Below are 16,962 nucleotides of genomic sequence, written 5' to 3' on the forward strand. Positions count from 1 at the left end.
GCGATCAAATCCGGCTGCCGGCTTTTCTTTAAGGAAGAAGCTGCAACACTGCATAATTCCTTAAATCGGAATCGATTTAAGGATAAAATTATGCAGCACTTCAAAGTGTTACAGCGTCCTTTGCGCCTCTCAAAAAGACGCGCGGCGCTGTAGGAGAGTGAGGATGAGCGCCGTCGGACGGGCGATCTGGTTCATCGAGAGCCATTTCGAAAGCGATATATCGCTGGAAGAGATATCGGAAGCAGCCGGATTGTCGCGCTACCATCTGTCGCGCGTCTTCGGGCTCGTCACCGGTCACTCGATCAGCGGCTATATAAGAGGGCGGCGCCTCAGCCGCGCCGTGCCCACACTGGTCGGCGGTTCATCCACCATTCTCGAGGTTGCGCTTTGCGCGGGCTACGGCTCGCACGAGGCCTTCACCCGTGCCTTCCGCGACCAGTTCGGCATGACGCCGGATGCGGTGCGCAGACAGGGGCACGCCCGTAACCTTGTCTTGCTGGAGCCGATCAGAATGGACCCTGCCCACCTCAACGACCTCGAACCGCCCCGCTTCGAAACCCTCCAACCGATGCTGTTTGCCGGCTTGCAGGAGATTTACCCCTATGGCGGCAACGCCGCCATTCCCTCTCTCTGGCAGAAGTTCAATGCCCATTTCGGTCATATCTCCGGTCAGAAAGGCAATGTCGCCTACGGCATCTGCACGCATATCGACGGCGAAGCGGAGAAATTCCGCTATATGGCCGCGGTCGAAATCTCCGATGCCGACGATCTGCCGGGAGATTTTGCAACGCTCAAGCTTCCAGGTCAGCGCTACGCCGTCTTTGCCCATCGCGGCCACGTCTCCGGCATTCCGGCGACGATGAACCGGATTTTTGGCGCATGGTGGCCGACCTCGGGCCTGGAGCACGGCGAGACACCCGACATGTTCGAACGCTATGACGAGCGCTTCGACCCCTATACGGGCATGGGCGTCACCGAAATCTGGTTGCCGATCAGAGCATGATGCCGAAAAGTGCGAGCGGTTTTCGGACGACGTCATGCTCCAACTCTTTAATTTAGAACAGGATTCAAATTTAAGGCCGACCCGGCCTTAAATTCTGTTCTAGGGAATAAAAGTCACATCGGTTTCGTATACCCCTTGCTGCGCTTGCTTGGCAGGCCGGCAACATTACATTGCGAGCGTCATTCACGCATGTGACGCGAAAGGGATATACGCTGATGCAGGAAATCATGACGCTCATTCAGGATCCGGCCGCCTGGGTGGCGCTCATCACGCTGGTGGTGATGGAAGTCGTTCTCGGGATCGACAACCTGATCTTCATTTCCATTCTCACCAACAAACTGCCGCCTGAGCACCGGGAGAAGGCCCGCAAGATCGGCATCGGTCTTGCGCTCGTCATGCGTCTCGTCCTGCTCGGCACCATCGCCTGGATCGTGCAGCTGACCGAACCGCTGTTTGAAGCCTTCGGCCACGGCTTCTCCTGGAAGGATCTCATCCTGATTGCCGGCGGTCTGTTCCTCGTCTGGAAGGCCACCAAGGAAATTCACCACAGCGTCGACCCCGTGGACCATGAAGAGGATTTCATCGCCAAGTCGGCCACGACAGGCTTTGCATCGGCCATCGGCCAGATCCTGTTGCTCGACCTCGTCTTCTCCGTCGACAGCATCATCACCGCCGTCGGCATGACGCCGCATCTGCCGATCATGGTGGTCGCCGTCGTCGCCGCTGTCACCGTCATGCTTGTTGCCGCGACCCCGCTTGCCAACTTCATCGAGAGGAACCCGACGATCGTCATGCTGGCGCTCGCCTTCCTGCTGATGATCGGCACGACGCTGATCGCCGAAGGCATGGGCTTCCATGTGCCGAAGGGCTACGTCTATGCCGCCATGGCCTTCTCGGCGCTGGTCGAGGTACTGAACATGATCGCACGCAACGCCCGCAAGCGAAAACGCGACGCCGCGCATTGAGGCTTGGGCACGAGGGCGCGGCGGAACCGACGCGCCCTCACGCACCACCATCAGGCCTTTGCAGGCGTGGTTTTTCTTGACGCGCCCGGTTGAATATGGCCTAAGGCCAGCCGAACGGACGATCGGTGGATAGTGCGGGCGCATGCCCTTTTCCGGCCGGTTTGCCGATGAAGATATCTGCATCCTTCCGGCCGAACGTCGCTTTCTCCATGAAAGCCGTCCGGCATTATTGACGGGCACACACAATGACAGTTTCCGGGACAGCTACCGGCGTCCGCGTTCGCATCGCTCCCTCGCCGACCGGCGAGCCGCATGTCGGCACCGCTTACATCGCTCTCTTCAATTACCTTTTCGCCAAGAAGCACGGCGGCGAGTTCATCCTGCGTATCGAGGATACCGATGCGACGCGCTCGACCCCGGAATTCGAGACGAAGGTGTTGGACGCGCTGAAATGGTGCGGGCTGGAATGGAAGGAAGGCCCCGATATCGGCGGCCCCTACGGCCCCTATCGCCAGTCCGACCGCAAGGAAATGTACCAGCCTTACGGGCAGGAATTGCTGGACAAGGGCCATGCCTTCCGCTGCTTCTGCACACCCGCGCGGCTGGAGCAGATGCGCGAAACCCAGCGCGCCGCCGGCAAGCCGCCGAAGTACGATGGTCTCTGCCTCAACCTCACGGCCGAGGAAGTCACCTCGCGCATGGCCGCCGGCGAGACGACCGTCATCCGCATGAAGATTCCGGCCGAAGGCTCGTGCGACTTCACGGACGGCGTCTACGGCGATGTCTCCATTCCGTGGGATTCGGTCGACATGCAGGTGCTCATCAAGGCCGACGGCATGCCGACCTATCATATGGCCAACGTCATCGACGACCATCTGATGAAGATCACTCACGTCGCACGCGGCGAAGAATGGCTGGCCTCCGTGCCGAAGCACATCCTGCTCTATCGCTATTTCGACTGGGACCAGCCGGTCTTCATGCACTTGTCGCTGATGCGCAATGCCGACAAGTCGAAGCTGTCGAAGCGCAAGAACCCGACCTCGATCTCCTATTATTCCGCGCTTGGCTACATTCCCGAAGCGTTGATGAACTTCCTCGGTCTGTTCTTCGTCCAGATCGCCGAGGGCGAAGAGCTCCTGACGATGGACGAGCTCTCCGAGAAGTTTGACCCGGAAAACCTCTCCAAGGCCGGTGCGATCTTTGACATTCAAAAGCTCGATTGGCTCAATGGCCGCTGGATCCGCGAGAAGCTGTCCGAAGAGGAGTTCCAGGCGCGTGTGCTGACCTGGGCGATGGAAAACGACCGTCTGAAGGAAGGTCTGCGCCTGTCGCAGACGCGCATTTCCAAGCTCGGCGAACTGCCCGATCTCGCCGGCTTCCTGCTGAAGTCCGATCTCGGCCTGCAGCCTTCCGACTTCGCCAAGATCAAGTCACCGCCGGAGGAGATCCTGGAGATCCTCAACACCGTTCAGCCGGATCTCGAAAAGATCCTGGAATGGAACGTCGAGACGATCGAGGCGGAGCTGCGCGCGATCGCCGACCGCATGGGCAAGAAGCTGAAGGTCGTGGTCTCGCCGCTCTTCGTCGCCGTATCCGGCTCATCGCGTTCCCTGCCGCTTTTCGATTCCATGGCGATCCTCGGGCGGTCCGTCGTGCGTCAGCGTCTGAAGCTCGCCTCGCAGGCGGTCGCCGCCCTCGTCGGCTCGAAGTAAGAACAGTCAGAGGATTTCGACAATGGCTGACAACAAGACCGAAAACACCCTTTCCTCCGACGCGACGGAAGTGCGCGCCCAGAAGCTGAAGCTGCTGCGCGAGCAGGTCGGCGAGGTCTATCCGGCGCATTTTCACCGCACGATGGGCAATGCCGAGCTTACCGCGAAATACGAGAGCCTGGAGCCGGACACCGAGACGCAGGATGTCGTCACCGTCGCCGGCCGCGTCTATTCCTCGCGCAACTCGGGCATGTTCATGGATCTCCATGACGCCTCCGGCAAGATCCAGATCTTCTCGCACAAGGATGTCACCGGCGAGGAAGCCCGCGCCCTGCTGCCGATGATCGACATCGGCGACATCATCGGCGTCACCGGCATCGTGCGCCGCACCAAGCGTGGCGAGCTGACGATCAACGCGCAGACGATCACCATGCTGACGAAGTCGCTGCTGCCGATGCCCGAGAAGTGGCACGGTCTCTCTGACATCGAGCTGCGTTATCGCAAGCGCCATCTCGACATCATGACCAACGAGGATTCGAAGCTCCGCTTCCAGCAGCGCTCGAAGATCCTCTCTGGCATCCGCCGCTTCATGGAAAATGACGGCTTCATGGAAGTCGAGACGCCGATGCTGCATTCGGTCTATGGCGGCGCCACCGCCGAGCCGTTCAAGACCCATCACAACACGCTGAAACTCGACATGTACCTGCGCATCGCGCCGGAACTGTTCCTCAAGCGCACGCTGGTGTCGGGGCTGACCGACAAGGTCTTCGAGATCAACCGGAACTTCCGCAACGAAGGCGTCTCCACCCGGCACAATCCCGAATTCACCATGATGGAGTGTTACTGGGCCTATGCCGATTACGAGGACATCATGGACCTCGTCGAGCGGTTGTTCGAAAACCTGGCGCTCTCCATCCACGGCGCGACGGAATTCCCCTTCGGCGACAAGACCATGTCCTTCAAGGGTCCGTTCAAGCGCGTGCCGATGCCCGATGCCGTCAAGGAAGCGACCGGCATCGACTTCCTCGCCATCAAGACCGATGAAGAGGCGCGCGCTGCCGCCAAGGCTGCCGGTTTTGCGGTCGAGAAAGATTGGACCTGGGGCGAATGCCTCGCCTTCATCTTCGAGGAAAAGGTCGAATCCACCCTGATCCAGCCGTCGCATGTCACGCATTTCCCGAAGGACATTTCGCCCTTCGCCAAGGAAGTGCCAGGCGAGCCGCGCCTGGTCGAGCGCTTCGAGACCTATTGCAACGCCTGGGAACTGGGCAACGCCTTCTCGGAGCTCAACGATCCCGAAGAGCAGCGCCGCCGCATGGTCGAGCAGCTCGAACAGGCGCATGCCCGCGGCGAAAAGGAAAAGCAGCTGGACGAGGAGTTCCTCGACGCCATCGACCAGGGCATGCCACCGGCAGGTGGCCTCGGCATCGGCGTCGACCGTCTCATCATGCTTCTGACCAACGCGCCGTCGATCCGCGACGTCATCCTCTTCCCGGCCCGCCGCAGCAAAGCCGACTGACCGGAAGAAAAGCAAAAAATCGAAGCGGGGTGCAACTGCATAATTCCTTAAATCGGGATCGATTTAAGGACAAATTATGCAGCAACTCAAAGTGCTACAGCGTCCTTTGCGCGTCCGAAAAGACGCGCGGCGCTGTAGCCGGCGCTCCGCTTTTTTCATGCTGTTCGTTCAATGGGCCTGAGATGGTGCAGTTTCCGCCGGCGGCTCTTCGGCCGGCGCTTCCGCCACCACATCGGCACCCGCGTTCTCGGCAGGCGCCGCTTCGCTTTCGGCTGCCGGTGCTGCGCCATGTGCGCCGCCTGCCGGCTTCTTTTCCTTGCCCTTTTCCCCGTTCTTCGTCGAGCCAACCGCGACCGGGTCGACGCAATCCTCGGGGTCCTTGAAACCAGCGCTGATCATGGCGATCTCGTCGAGTGGCATCTCAATCCGCTCGCCGAAGAACAGCCCGTTTTCACTGGCCTTGCCGTCGTAGTAGCGCGCCGTATAGGACTTGTCGTCGAGGCCGGGAACGGTCTTGTCGGGATGCGGGATATAGACGACATCGGCGCCGATCGCCCGGCCGCGAATATCCGCACGCAAGGTCGGGCCGTTCTCGTCGAGCACCACCACCTGGACCAGATCCGGCTTCTGCGCGGCATAAACGGCCTGGGCGACACGAAGCGCGGTCTTGACGCGCGTCATCCCGTCGGTCGGTTCGGTTTTGATGTATTTGCGCACCCAGACGTGGTCCTGCTTCCGGATCGTCACCAGGTTGACGTCGCTGCATTCGAGCCCGTAGCCACCACCAGTTGCACCGATCAGCCTGTCCTTGCCGACATAGACCGCCGCACCGCCGGAAACGCCCGCCAGAAGAGCGACTCCACCGATGATGATTGCCAATTTCCGGGAAGGCCGGAAGATGCGCAGTAAGGCCTTCACGCCAACTGCTCCGCCATCTGAAACTCCAACGCAGGACAAGTGTTGAGAACGCTAAAGAAATGACGTTTCCGAAAGTTTAAGTGGGCGTGTGAAGCCTGCGCCATTTTGAGAAAACACCAAAAAAGGTCCGCTTTTTTGGGTCGCTTGCCACGGCCTATTCCGCCATGCTCTAAACGCCCATGGCCTTCACGCTTCGCCAGGTTCAATATTTCGTCGCCGTCGCCGAACAGGGTTCGGTGACGCGAGCCGCACAGAACCTTTCGATCTCGCAATCCTCGGTGACGGAAGCACTAAAGGAGCTCGAAACCGACCTCGGCGTCGAACTCTTCGAGCGCCATCCGCGCGGCCTGACGATCACCCATAACGGCCACCAGTTCCTGCGTCATGCGACGAAGATCCTGGCCTCCGTCTCCGATGCAAGGACCAGCTTTTCCGGCCAGCAAAGCGCCCTCTCCGGCACGCTGAACATCGGCGTCACTTCGCTCGTCGCCGGCTACGTCCTCTCCGACCTGCTGGCGCGATATCGGCGCGCCTGTCCGGGCATCGAGGTCAGCGCCATCGAGGACAATGGTGGTTACCTCGAACATCTCCTGGTCGGCGGCGAACTTGATGTCGCCGTCATGGTGATATCAAACCTGCGCGACCGCATGGCGCTGCAGGCGGAGATCTTGGAAACCTCGCCCTATCGACTATGGCTGCCGATGGGCCATCCCTTGGTATCGGCTGACATCATCTCGGTCGCCGACATCGCCCGCGAACCGCTGATCATGCTGACGGTCGACGAAATCGAGGAGAATACCGGCAAGCTGCTCTCAGCACTCGGCGCCCGTCCGCATGTCGCCTTCCGCACCCGTTCGGTGGAGGCGGTGCGCAGCCTGGTTGCAACAGGCGCTGGCGTGGCCCTGCTTCCCGATCTCGTGTACCGTCCATGGTCGCTGGAAGGCGACCGCATCGAGAGCCGCGACGTCTCCGGTTCGCTGCCGGTCGTCCAGGTCGGCATGGTCTGGCGCAAGGGCTCCAGCCTGCCGCAGGCGGCGCGCGACTTCGTCGGTATCGCCGAAACCTTAAGATCCGGCCGCATCCGCTGATATCGGAATTTCCGATACCGTCTTTCTGATAAATGAATTTGCGAAAGCGGCTTTTTCGCGTCACCTTTTCATCCGGGAACAAACCGCCACAGAAAGTGGCAAACCGGGAGACGGATGATGACGAATCTGTTGAAATCCTGCACGGCGGCGCTCACCTGCCTGAGCTTCGCGACGCAGGTGATCGCCGCCGAACCGCTGAAGGCCTTGGGCAAGGGCGAAGGCGCGGTCAGCATTGTCGCCTGGGCCGGCTATATCGAACGCGGCGAAACCGACAAGAACTACGACTGGGTCACCGATTTCGAAAAGGAGACCGGCTGCAAGGTTTCCGTCAAGACCGCCGCCACTTCGGATGAAATGGTGTCGCTGATGAACGAAGGGGGCTTCGATCTTGTCACGGCATCGGGCGACGCCTCGCTCCGTCTCATCGCCGGCAAGCGTGTCCAGCCGATCAACACCGATCTGATCCCGAGCTTCAAGACCGTCGACGAGCGCCTGCAGAACGGACCGTGGTATACGGTCGGTGGCGTGCATTACGGCGTGCCCTATCTCTGGGGACCGAATGTCCTGATGTACAATACCGATGCCTTCAAGGACAAGGCGCCGACCAGCTGGAACGTCGTCTTCGAGGAGCAGACACTGCCCGACGGCAAGTCCAACAAGGGCCGCGTCCAGGCCTATGACGGCGCGATCTACATCGCCGATGCCGCCATCTACCTGATGGCCCACAAGCCGGATCTCGGCATCAAGGACCCATACGAGCTGAACGAGGACCAGTACAAGGCCGCCCTCGACCTGTTGCGCGGCCAACGCAAGCTCGTCTCCCGCTACTGGCACGACGCGATGATCCAGATCGACGACTTCAAGAACGAAGGCGTCGTCGCCTCCGGCTCCTGGCCTTTCCAGGTGAACCTGCTGCAGGCCGACAAGCAGAAGATCGCCTCCGCTTTTCCGGATGAAGGCGTCACCGGCTGGGCCGACACCACCATGCTGCATGCCGACAGCGAACATCCAAACTGCGCCTATATGTGGATGGAACATTCGCTGAAGGCCAAGGTCCAGGGCGACGCCGCCGCTTGGTTCGGCGCCGTGCCCTCCGTTCCTGCGGCCTGCAAGGGCAATGAACTGATGGGGGATACCGGCTGCGCCACCAACGGCTTCGATCACTTCGACAAGATCAAGTTCTGGAAAACCCCTGTCGCCAAATGCACGACGCAGGGCGAATGCGTGCCCTATCATCGCTGGGTGTCGGATTATATCGGCGTGATCGGCGGACGGTGACTTGCGTTCTCACTGAGGGGACTGTTGTAGCGTAGGACCCCTTCCCAACCCCTCCCCACAAGGGGGAGGGGCTTCAGCGGCGCCGCCTCGTCCCTGCTGTATGCAGCAGTAAGGTTGTATCCGGAGGGTGCTGAAGGTTAAGTCCCTCCCCCTTCTGGGGAGGGGTTGGGGAGGAGTTTTTGCGTCTGCAAGAATCTCACCCGTTCAGTGCATCTCAAGACCCGGAGCCCTCATGACATCCGCCGTCCGTTTCCAACAGGTATCACGCCATTTCGGCCAGGTTCGCGCCGTCGACGGCGTCGATCTCGAGATCGCGCCGGGCGAATTCTTTGCCATGCTCGGGCCATCCGGCTCCGGCAAGACGACGTGCCTGAGATTGATCGCCGGCTTCGAGCAGCCGACCGCGGGCCATATCCAGATCTTCGGCGAGACGGCAGACGGCGTTCCGCCCTATCGCCGCAACGTCAACACCGTGTTCCAGGACTATGCGCTCTTTCCGCATCTCAACATCCTCGACAATGTTGCCTATGGGCTGATGGTCAAGGGCGTCGGCAAGGCGGAGCGGATGAAGGCGGCAGGCGATGCCCTCGAACTCGTCAAGCTGCCGGGCTACGGCGCCCGCCGCCCCGGTCAGTTGTCCGGCGGCCAGCGGCAGCGCGTGGCGCTCGCCCGCGCGCTCGTCAACAAGCCGAAGGTGCTGCTGCTCGACGAGCCGCTCGGCGCGCTCGACCTGAAGCTGCGCGAGCAGATGCAGGAAGAATTGAAGAGCCTGCAGCGCGCGCTCGGCATCACCTTCGTCTTCGTCACCCACGATCAGGGCGAGGCTCTGTCCATGGCCGACCGCGTCGCCGTCTTCAACAATGGCAACATCGTCCAGCAAGGCACGCCGCAGGATATCTACCGCTGCCCGAAGACCCGCTTCGTCGCCGATTTCGTCGGCTCGTCGAACGTCATCGCGCCTGATCTGATGGCCTTGCTCGGCGGCGAGAAACGCTGGGCGAGCCTCCGCCCCGAGGCGATCCGGCTGGCAAGCGATGGCGTCGAGGCGAAAGTCGAAAATGCAAGCTTCCTCGGCGCGGCGACGCGTCTCAGCGTCGACCTCAAGGGCAGCCGGCTGCATGTCATGCTGCCGGCCGGCGCGCCAGTGCCGGATCTCGGCGCCGGTATCCGCCTCGCCTGGCAACCGGCCGATATCCACTACATGGATGATGCGGCATGACGGCGCTCACCATCACAGGCGGCAAGACTTCGATCCTTCCGGGGCGTGGCGGTTTCTTCGGCCAACTGTCGGATGCCTTCTGGCGGCACCCGAAGCTCTTGCTCTTCCTGATGCTGACGCCGCCGCTGCTCTGGCTCGGCATCATCTATATCGGCTCATTGATCGCCCTGCTTCTGCAGAGCTTCTTCTCGATCGACGATTTCTCCGGGCTGGTGAATACTGAATTCACCCTCTCGACCTATGCGCAACTGCTGAATCCTGCGAATTTCGACATCATCATCCGCACCCTGGTGATGTCGGCGCTGGTCACCGCCGCCGCCGCCCTGATCGGCTTCCCGATCGCCTATTATGCGGCGCGTTATGCGCAAGGCAAATGGAAGGCGCTCTTCTATCTCGGCGTCATGCTGCCGCTCTGGTCGAGCTATCTCGTCAAGATCTACGCCTGGAAACTAATCCTCGCCAAGGAGGGCATCCTCACCTGGATCTTCGAAAAGCTCCATCTCTCCTGGCTGCTTGATGCCATCCTGAACCTGCCCGTCATCGGCGGAAACTCACTGTCGGTCAGCTACCTCGGCACCTTCATCGTCTTCGTCTATATCTGGCTCCCCTATATGATCCTGCCGACGCAGGCGGCCCTCGAGCGGGTGCCCGGCAACCTGATCGAGGCCTCGGCGGATCTCGGCGCCACGCCGCGCCAGACCTTCCGCACCGTGCTCCTGCCGTTAGCGCTCCCCGGCATCGTCGCCGGTTCGATCTTCACCTTCTCGCTGACATTGGGCGATTACATCATCCCGCAGATCATCGGCTCGTCCAGGCTCTTCATCGGCCAGGCGGTCTATGCCCAGCAGGGAACGGCCGGCAATGTGCCGCTCGCCGCCGCCTTCTCCGTCGTGCCGATCGTCATCATGGCGCTTTATCTGTCGCTCGCCAGGAAAATGGGGGCTTTCGATGCGCTCTGACCACAGGACATCGCCACTGACCTTGAAGATCGCCGCAGCCGTCGGATTGCTCTTTCTGCACCTGCCGATCCTGCTGATCTTCGTCTATGCCTTCACGACCGAAGAGAAGAGCTATCAGTGGCCGCCGCCCGGGCTGACGCTGCAGTGGTTTGCCGTCGCCTGGAACCGGCCGGATGTCTGGTCGGCGCTCAGCCTTTCCGTACAGGTCGCCGTCATCGCCACGGCGATCGCGCTGGTCCTCGGCACGCTCTGTGCTGCGGCCGTCAGCCAGACGAAGTTCTTCGGACGCGAGGCGATCTCGCTGCTGGTCATCCTGCCGATCGCCCTTCCCGGCATCATCACCGGCATTGCCCTGCGCTCCGCCTTCAGCCTGTTCGACATCCCGTTTTCGGTCTGGACCATCGTGCTCGGCCACGCCACCTTCTGCGTGGTCGTCGTCTACAACAATGCGGTCGCTCGTTTCCGCCGCACCTCCGGCTCGCTGATCGAGGCCTCGATGGATCTCGGCGCCGACGGCTTCCAGACCTTCCGTCATGTCATCCTGCCGAATATCGGCACCGCTCTTCTTGCCGGCGGCATGCTTGCCTTCGCCCTGTCTTTCGACGAGGTCATCGTCACCACCTTCACCGGCGGCCAGCAATCGACCTTGCCGATCTGGATGCTCGAAGAACTCATCCGCCCGCGCCAGCGCCCTGTCACCAATGTGGTCGCCATGGTCGTGGTGCTCGTCACCTTCCTGCCAATCCTGGCAGCCTATTACCTCACCCGCGATGGCGACCAGATCGCCGGCGCTGGCAAATAACAGGGAGAACATCATGGATATCCAAATGCTGATCGGTTCCCGCTTCGAAAGAGGCACGGAGACGGAAGAGCACATCCTGAACCCGAAGACGGGCGAGACAGTGATCGACCTTCCGGAAGCCTCGCTCTCCCAGGTCGACGCCGCCGTCGATGCCGCCGAAAAAGCCTTCACAAGCTGGTCGCAGACGACGCCTGGCGAGCGTTCCGGCTACCTGCTGAAGATCGCCGACGCGATCGAGAAGGATGCCGTCGGCTTCGCCACACTGGAGGCTTTGAACTGCGGCAAGCCGATCAATGCCGTGCTGAACGACGAAATCCCGGCGATCGTCGATTGTTATCGCTTCTTCGCCGGCGCCGTGCGCAACCTGCACGCACCGGCGGCCGGCGAATATCTGCCCGGCCACACCTCGATGATCCGCCGTGACCCGATCGGCATCGTCGGCTCGATCGCGCCGTGGAACTATCCGCTGATGATGATGGCCTGGAAGCTGGCGCCGGCCATCGCCGGCGGCAATACCGTCGTCTTCAAGCCTTCGGAGCAGACGCCGCTGACGGCGCTGAAGATGGCCAAGCTGCTCTCCGAGATCCTTCCCGAAGGCGTCGTCAACGTCATTCTCGGCCGTGGCGAAAGTGTCGGCAACGCCTTGATCAACCATGCCAAGATCGGCATGATCTCAATCACCGGCGATATCGCAACCGGCAAGAAGGTGCTGCAGGCCGCTGCCAAGACCGTCAAACGCACCCATCTGGAACTCGGCGGCAAGGCCCCGGTCATCGTCTTCGACGATGCCGATATCGATGCCGTTGTCGCAGGCATCCGCACCTTCGGCTATTACAATGCTGGCCAGGATTGCACGGCCGCCTGCCGCATCTATGCCGATGCCAAGGTCTACGACAATTTCGTCGCCGACCTCTCCTCAGCCGTCTCGAGCATCCGCTTCAACCAGGCCGACGATACCGAAAACGAGATCGGCCCGCTGATCTCCAGGCGCCAGCGCGACCGCGTCGAGAGCTTCGTCGCCCGTGCTTCCGAGCACAAGCACATGGAGATCACTGCCGGCGGCAAGGTCTCCGGCGACAAGGGCTTCTTCTTCACGCCGACCGTCATTGCAGGCGCCCTGCAGGACGACGAAATCGTCCGCCGCGAGGTCTTCGGCCCGGTCGTCTCGGTCACCCGCTTCTCCGATGCCGATGATGCCGTTGCCTGGGCAAACGACAGCGATTACGGCCTGGCCTCCTCCATCTGGACCAAGGATATCGGCCGCGGCATGAAGACCGCCGCCCGCCTGCAATATGGCTGCACCTGGATCAACACGCATTTCATGCTGGTGAACGAGATGCCGCATGGCGGCCTCAAACAGTCGGGCTACGGCAAGGACATGTCGGTCTACGCACTGGAGGACTACACCGCCGTACGCCACGTGATGATCAATCACGGCTGAACCGGCGGGAAAAGCAAGGGTACGAAATTCGACGCAATGCCCATCAGTAGCACCGGGAGGTGCTTCACAGAGATCGCCAATCCATTCAAGCGATCTGGAACATTTTCCCGGTTGCTGCGTCTTTCCCAGGCAAACGCAAAGGATGATGTCATGCTGAAATGGGCTCTGATATTTTTCGTGATTTCGATCATCGCCGGCTTCTTCGGTTTCTCGGGCGTCTCCGCAGCTACCGCGACGATCGCACGCGTTCTTTTCGGCATCGCGCTGGTGATCTTCCTGATCTTCCTTGTCCTTGCGCTGATGGCCGGTCAGGCGATCCTCTGATCGGTTGCGGAGCCGTTTGAAGACATCGGGGCCGCACCACTTCCGCATGCGGCCCTTCCTCTCTGTTGTCGAACGTCTCGGCTAGTTCGGCCGTGCATGGAACACGGCTAGGTCTTTTGCTCCTATCCCCTATTTCAACTCGGCAAGCAGAGCATCGGCACCTTTGCGGACGCCCACCATGGAGGCGTCCATCGCCGTGAAGCTTGCGCCGATATTCATTGCATTGGGATATTGCTTGGTGACATAGGAAGACAGGAGACGATTGCTCGCAGCATCATAGACCTCTACGGCATAATTCACCGAACCGGTCATCGAACCTTCTCGGCCGCGAGCGGCCTGAACGGTGTTGTACAATCCGCCTGCAACATCGATGCGCGTGACCGTTCCGAGTACCGCGGTCGTCGCCTTCGCCCCCGTCAGTGTCAGATGCAATCTGAGCGTTGCCGGAGCGGGTGTGCTGACAATCGCAAAGCGCGTCTTCAATTTTTCGGTGAATTGAGCCTGCATGTAATTGGCCAGGAAGATCCTGTCTTTTTCCGCAAGCTTGCCAAACTGACTGTCAGGACCGCTATAGACGGTAACGGGATCGACGATGATCCGGTTGTATTGGCTCCAGTTGACTTTCGTCCGATAGCGATACGGCACGCGGCCGGTTTTATCCTCAGTGTTCGGCTGGAGCTGTGATGCCGAAGCAAGTCCGGAATAAATCGTGGGGTCAGGGGTCGTGCATGCGGCAACGCTCGAACAGGCGAGCATCACTGCAACGCCGATTTTCAGATTTTTTATCAATGACTTGGCTCCAGCTTTGGAAATGCCGAATGGCATGGGATCTGCTGGCACCGGTTTTATGGAATTCGAATGTTGCTGTGTTTGCTATGATATGCGGAAATGTTCGCGAGCCATCTTTTGCTGCGAAGGCAGCGCGACGCGTGACGACGCCACGACGGGCAGTAAGTCAATGTGATGAAGGGATCGACGGCGAGCCTCCGGGCTGGATCCCCTGAGGGGCGGGAAGATCGATCACGACGACCAAGCCGGTTGGCTTCCTGTCCAACAACGTCAATTGTCCATTGTGCGCTTTGGTGACGATCCCTTTGGCGATCGGAAGGCCGAGCCCAAGCCCAGAACCGCCTTTGGCACTGATCTGGCGGGATTTATCCACTTTGAAGAACGGCTCCAGAACTTTCGCCTTGGCCTCATCGGTCAAACCAGGGCCGTTGTCGCCCACCGATATTTTGATCCCGCCATCGTCGCTCTCTCGCAGATCGATTTCGACTTGCTTTGCATAACGAGACGCATTGTCGACCAGATTGGTAATTGCCCGAGTAAGGGCCTGAGGTTTGCAGATAAACGCCAGTCGCCGCGGACCGGTGAAGCTCACATCGATGCCCATGTCGGAGAAGTCTGTCGCAATCGTCTGCAGCAGGCTTGAGATATCGACCTTTCGATCAGCCTCCGCAGTGGATGCGTCTTTGAAATAGGCCAAGCACTCGTCGATCATGAAACTCAAGGTGGCGATATCGGTCAGCATCAGGCTGCGAAGCTCGGGCTCGCCGGAACGCTCGGCACGCATCCGCAATCTTGTCAGCGGTGTCCTGAGATCATGACCCACGCCACTCAGCATTCTTGTTCGATCCTCTGCCATGCTCTGGATTCGATCGCTCATAACGTTCAGCGATTCCGCCAGACTTCGAATCTCGGATGCGCCGTCCGGCTCGAAAGGCTTTTCCCAGCTGCCCTCCATGCTCGCTCGTTTTGCAGCGGCGGCAAAGTGCCTCAGAGGTTCGGTGATGAGCCGGCTGCTGAAATATGCGAGCAGCACCAATGGGATGACGATTTTTAAAAATCCGCTCGCCGCGGCTGGAACAAACCACACATAGCTGGGAAAAACTGGCAGTTGAAAGACAAGGGCGCGCTTATCATCAATTCCGACAGTCAGGACATCAGGGTGTGATTGACCGATGGCGAAGCGATGAAATGCCGCGAAAATATTGTCGGCGAGCATTGTGTTGATACGCGCCACCAGCTCGCCTGGAGATCCCATCTGCTGTTTGCCGGCGAGCGGCCGGTCTAGCGACAATTTTTCGACCCCAACGCCGAGCGCTGCTGCTCTCGTGAGAACGGCGACTTCATCTTGCGCTGAATTTGCCTGGGCAAATTGCTCCGCGACCATCGCCGCTCTGGCAGCAAACAGGCCGTTTTGAAAGCCGCGATCATGACGGCCGTAGATATAGGGCTCCATGGCGGTCGCCACCACGGAAACGAGCACGACAAGGAAGGTCGCCAATATGAGGATCTGGCTTTGGATCGAAGCCCGCCGGAAATTTCTCAAGAGAGACGCTCTACCTTGGATGCGAAAAGATAACCGCCCAGCCGCACCGTCTTTATGAACGACGGATCTTTCAGATTTGGCTCTATCTTTTGCCTGACCCGGCTGATGTGGGCGTCGATGCTGCGCTCGACCGGCCCCGCTGATCCGGCATGTGTCATCGACAAGAGCTGTTCGCGAGTCAAAACCTTGTTGGGATTGCAGCAGAAGGCCAAGAGGATATCGAACTCCGCGGTTGTCATGGAAACCTGCGCTCCATCGGCGTCGTGGAGTTGACGGCTTTTTGGATCGATGCGCCATCCCGAGAACATCATCGGTCCAAGTGCTTCCTCCTGATGATGAGCATATGACGCTCTGCGGAGAATACTCTTGATCCGGGCCAGCAGCTCGCGGGAGTTGAATGGTTTCGTGACATAGTCATCGGCTCCGAGCTCCAGGCCGAGAATGCGGTCGATATCCTCCTGGAGTGCCGTCAGCATCAGGATTGGCACCGAGCACGACGCACGAAGCCGCCTGCAGATGCTGAAGCCGTCCTCGCCCGGCAACATCGCATCGAGGACGATGAGATCGAATTGCTGTCGCGCCATCATTCGATCCATAGCCGCGCCGCTCTCCACCGACGAGGCCTCGAAGCCGCTGGTTCGAACTAGGTCCACCAGCATATCTGCGATTTCGGGATCGTCTTCGACGATGAGGATATGAGCCTGATTGGGAACTGCCATTTCATATGCCATCGTCATTCGTTCTCTTGCCGGGAGATGTCTCTCGGCGCGAAATTACCACGTTTCACCGTGTCTACATCAGGCGGCCTCGGCCACTGTCAACCGCAGTGGTTAATCTCCCGGACATCAGACACCACGCGATCTGTCGCCGCACCGACACGGCTTCGCCTTTAGGATATCAAGTATCGTGCAATGCTATATTCGATAATGTTGAGATATGTTGCGTGATTTCCGACCCGGAGTCCGCCGTCAAAACTGCCTTTCGGGGTCGCCACTGACTTCCACATGGTCACCTCGGATTGCGCTATCGATGATGACGGTGGCGATGAAACACATCCGAACGACCAGCAGGCAAAAGAACACCAGAGAGACGATCGCCGTCGTGTAATGCTTCAACGCTGAGCGCTTCGGAAGCCGTGCGGTGAGCTTATGGAGAACGTTTCTGGCGAGACGACCGATCGCCACGAGCACGAACAGTGCCGTGATGATATATCCGCTCGCTGACGCTGCCCCGAGCAACTGAAACATGAGAAGACACCCGCACCAAGTCAGAAGTTCTGGTTTCGGAATGACGCTTTCAAGCCGACGAAACCCGGTAGAAAGATGCCCATAGGATCCGTCGGCAACGTGGCCCAGCGTGGCCGGCCAGAGCGCGCGCGCCGGGTCATCGGGATCTGAATCGA

General features: G+C 60.0%; 16 protein-coding genes. 11 read left to right on the forward strand and 5 right to left on the reverse strand.

Features of this window, described 5'->3' with window-relative positions:
- The first annotated feature begins 163 nt into the window (after nucleotides 1–163).
- The 4 genes from AB8B31_RS18690 (at nucleotide 164) to lysS (ending at nucleotide 5,199) form a co-directional block, all read left to right on the forward strand.
- Complete coding sequence (locus AB8B31_RS18690; protein WP_166480781.1) at nucleotides 164–1,003, forward strand: AraC family transcriptional regulator; 840 nt, start codon at nucleotides 164–166, stop codon at nucleotides 1,001–1,003.
- A gap of 215 nt (nucleotides 1,004–1,218) precedes the next feature.
- Complete coding sequence (locus AB8B31_RS18695; RefSeq protein WP_026188530.1) at nucleotides 1,219–1,968, forward strand: TerC family protein; 750 nt, start codon at nucleotides 1,219–1,221, stop codon at nucleotides 1,966–1,968.
- 245 nt (nucleotides 1,969–2,213) lie between these two features.
- The gene (gene gltX / locus AB8B31_RS18700) at nucleotides 2,214–3,680 is read left to right on the forward strand and encodes a glutamate--tRNA ligase (protein WP_018243629.1); all 1,467 of its coding nucleotides are present in this window, start codon (nucleotides 2,214–2,216) and stop codon (nucleotides 3,678–3,680) included.
- 22 nt (nucleotides 3,681–3,702) lie between these two features.
- Entirely contained in the window at nucleotides 3,703–5,199 is a 1,497-nt protein-coding gene (gene lysS / locus AB8B31_RS18705; protein ID WP_018243630.1) for a lysine--tRNA ligase, read from the forward strand.
- A 168-nt stretch (nucleotides 5,200–5,367) separates the two neighbouring features.
- On the opposite strand, the gene AB8B31_RS18710 is transcribed toward lysS, so the two are convergent.
- Nucleotides 5,368–6,117: a hypothetical protein gene (locus AB8B31_RS18710; protein ID WP_018243631.1), complete on the reverse strand. Its 750-nt coding sequence runs from the start codon at nucleotides 6,115–6,117 to the stop codon at nucleotides 5,368–5,370.
- Nucleotides 6,118–6,296: 179 nt separating this feature from the next.
- Here AB8B31_RS18710 and AB8B31_RS18715 point away from each other — a divergent pair, with 179 nt between their 5' ends.
- The 7 genes from AB8B31_RS18715 (at nucleotide 6,297) to AB8B31_RS18745 (ending at nucleotide 13,228) form a co-directional block, all read left to right on the forward strand.
- The gene (locus AB8B31_RS18715; RefSeq protein ID WP_018446011.1) at nucleotides 6,297–7,205 is read left to right on the forward strand and encodes a LysR family transcriptional regulator; all 909 of its coding nucleotides are present in this window, start codon (nucleotides 6,297–6,299) and stop codon (nucleotides 7,203–7,205) included.
- Nucleotides 7,206–7,322: 117 nt separating this feature from the next.
- Nucleotides 7,323–8,483 (forward strand): ABC transporter substrate-binding protein, encoded by a 1,161-nt coding sequence (locus AB8B31_RS18720; protein ID WP_130653079.1) that lies wholly within the window; start codon nucleotides 7,323–7,325, stop codon nucleotides 8,481–8,483.
- Nucleotides 8,484–8,715: 232 nt separating this feature from the next.
- Nucleotides 8,716–9,702, forward strand: a complete 987-nt coding sequence (locus AB8B31_RS18725; protein WP_166480780.1) for an ABC transporter ATP-binding protein — start codon at nucleotides 8,716–8,718, stop codon at nucleotides 9,700–9,702.
- Nucleotides 9,699–10,661, forward strand: a complete 963-nt coding sequence (locus AB8B31_RS18730) for an ABC transporter permease (RefSeq protein ID WP_047622383.1) — start codon at nucleotides 9,699–9,701, stop codon at nucleotides 10,659–10,661. The genes AB8B31_RS18725 and AB8B31_RS18730 overlap by 4 nt, the downstream gene beginning before the upstream one ends.
- Nucleotides 10,651–11,463 (forward strand): ABC transporter permease, encoded by an 813-nt coding sequence (locus AB8B31_RS18735; protein ID WP_047622382.1) that lies wholly within the window; start codon nucleotides 10,651–10,653, stop codon nucleotides 11,461–11,463. Before AB8B31_RS18730 ends, AB8B31_RS18735 begins: the two co-directional genes overlap by 11 nt.
- A 13-nt stretch (nucleotides 11,464–11,476) precedes the next feature.
- Nucleotides 11,477–12,904, forward strand: coding sequence for a gamma-aminobutyraldehyde dehydrogenase (locus AB8B31_RS18740; RefSeq protein ID WP_166480779.1), 1,428 nt, complete (start codon nucleotides 11,477–11,479; stop codon nucleotides 12,902–12,904).
- Nucleotides 12,905–13,054: 150 nt separating this feature from the next.
- The gene (locus AB8B31_RS18745) at nucleotides 13,055–13,228 is read left to right on the forward strand and encodes a DUF1328 domain-containing protein (protein ID WP_003552965.1); all 174 of its coding nucleotides are present in this window, start codon (nucleotides 13,055–13,057) and stop codon (nucleotides 13,226–13,228) included.
- A 129-nt stretch (nucleotides 13,229–13,357) separates the two neighbouring features.
- Here AB8B31_RS18745 and AB8B31_RS18750 read toward each other — a convergent pair whose 3' ends face one another.
- From AB8B31_RS18750 to AB8B31_RS18765, 4 genes are all read right to left on the reverse strand, one after another.
- Complete coding sequence (locus AB8B31_RS18750) at nucleotides 13,358–14,017, reverse strand: DUF3313 domain-containing protein (protein ID WP_077988263.1); 660 nt, start codon at nucleotides 14,015–14,017, stop codon at nucleotides 13,358–13,360.
- A gap of 166 nt (nucleotides 14,018–14,183) precedes the next feature.
- Entirely contained in the window at nucleotides 14,184–15,560 is a 1,377-nt protein-coding gene (locus AB8B31_RS18755; protein ID WP_166480778.1) for a sensor histidine kinase, read from the reverse strand.
- Nucleotides 15,557–16,297 carry a response regulator gene (locus AB8B31_RS18760; protein WP_166480777.1) on the reverse strand — a complete coding sequence of 247 codons (741 nt, stop codon included), beginning with the start codon at nucleotides 16,295–16,297 and terminating at the stop codon, nucleotides 15,557–15,559. Before AB8B31_RS18760 ends, AB8B31_RS18755 begins: the two co-directional genes overlap by 4 nt.
- Before the next feature lie 231 nt (nucleotides 16,298–16,528).
- A complete protein-coding gene (locus AB8B31_RS18765; protein WP_018243640.1) occupies nucleotides 16,529–16,807 on the reverse strand; it encodes a hypothetical protein in 279 nt (92 codons plus the stop codon).
- Nucleotides 16,808–16,962: the final 155 nt, after the last annotated feature.

Origin of the sequence: Rhizobium sp. 62_C5_N11_2, from assembly GCF_051811185.1 — a bacterium.
GTDB classification, from domain to species: Bacteria; Pseudomonadota; Alphaproteobacteria; order Rhizobiales; family Rhizobiaceae; genus Rhizobium; species Rhizobium leguminosarum.

Excerpts from the sequence above, each read along its gene's own strand:
- AB8B31_RS18690 (WP_166480781.1), top strand. The coding sequence starts at position 164 with ATGAGCGCCGTCGGACGGGCGATCTGGTTCATCGAGAGCCATTTCGAA.
- AB8B31_RS18695 (WP_026188530.1), top strand. The coding sequence starts at position 1,219 with ATGCAGGAAATCATGACGCTCATTCAGGATCCGGCCGCCTGGGTGGCG.
- gltX (WP_018243629.1), top strand. The coding sequence starts at position 2,214 with ATGACAGTTTCCGGGACAGCTACCGGCGTCCGCGTTCGCATCGCTCCC.
- lysS (WP_018243630.1), top strand. The coding sequence starts at position 3,703 with ATGGCTGACAACAAGACCGAAAACACCCTTTCCTCCGACGCGACGGAA.
- AB8B31_RS18715 (WP_018446011.1), top strand. The coding sequence starts at position 6,297 with ATGGCCTTCACGCTTCGCCAGGTTCAATATTTCGTCGCCGTCGCCGAA.
- AB8B31_RS18720 (WP_130653079.1), top strand. The coding sequence starts at position 7,323 with ATGACGAATCTGTTGAAATCCTGCACGGCGGCGCTCACCTGCCTGAGC.
- AB8B31_RS18725 (WP_166480780.1), top strand. The coding sequence starts at position 8,716 with ATGACATCCGCCGTCCGTTTCCAACAGGTATCACGCCATTTCGGCCAG.
- AB8B31_RS18730 (WP_047622383.1), top strand. The coding sequence starts at position 9,699 with ATGACGGCGCTCACCATCACAGGCGGCAAGACTTCGATCCTTCCGGGG.
- AB8B31_RS18735 (WP_047622382.1), top strand. The coding sequence starts at position 10,651 with ATGCGCTCTGACCACAGGACATCGCCACTGACCTTGAAGATCGCCGCA.
- AB8B31_RS18740 (WP_166480779.1), top strand. The coding sequence starts at position 11,477 with ATGGATATCCAAATGCTGATCGGTTCCCGCTTCGAAAGAGGCACGGAG.
- AB8B31_RS18745 (WP_003552965.1), top strand. The coding sequence starts at position 13,055 with ATGCTGAAATGGGCTCTGATATTTTTCGTGATTTCGATCATCGCCGGC.
- AB8B31_RS18760 (WP_166480777.1), bottom strand. The coding sequence starts at position 16,297 with ATGACGATGGCATATGAAATGGCAGTTCCCAATCAGGCTCATATCCTC.
- AB8B31_RS18765 (WP_018243640.1), bottom strand. The coding sequence starts at position 16,807 with ATGTTTCAGTTGCTCGGGGCAGCGTCAGCGAGCGGATATATCATCACG.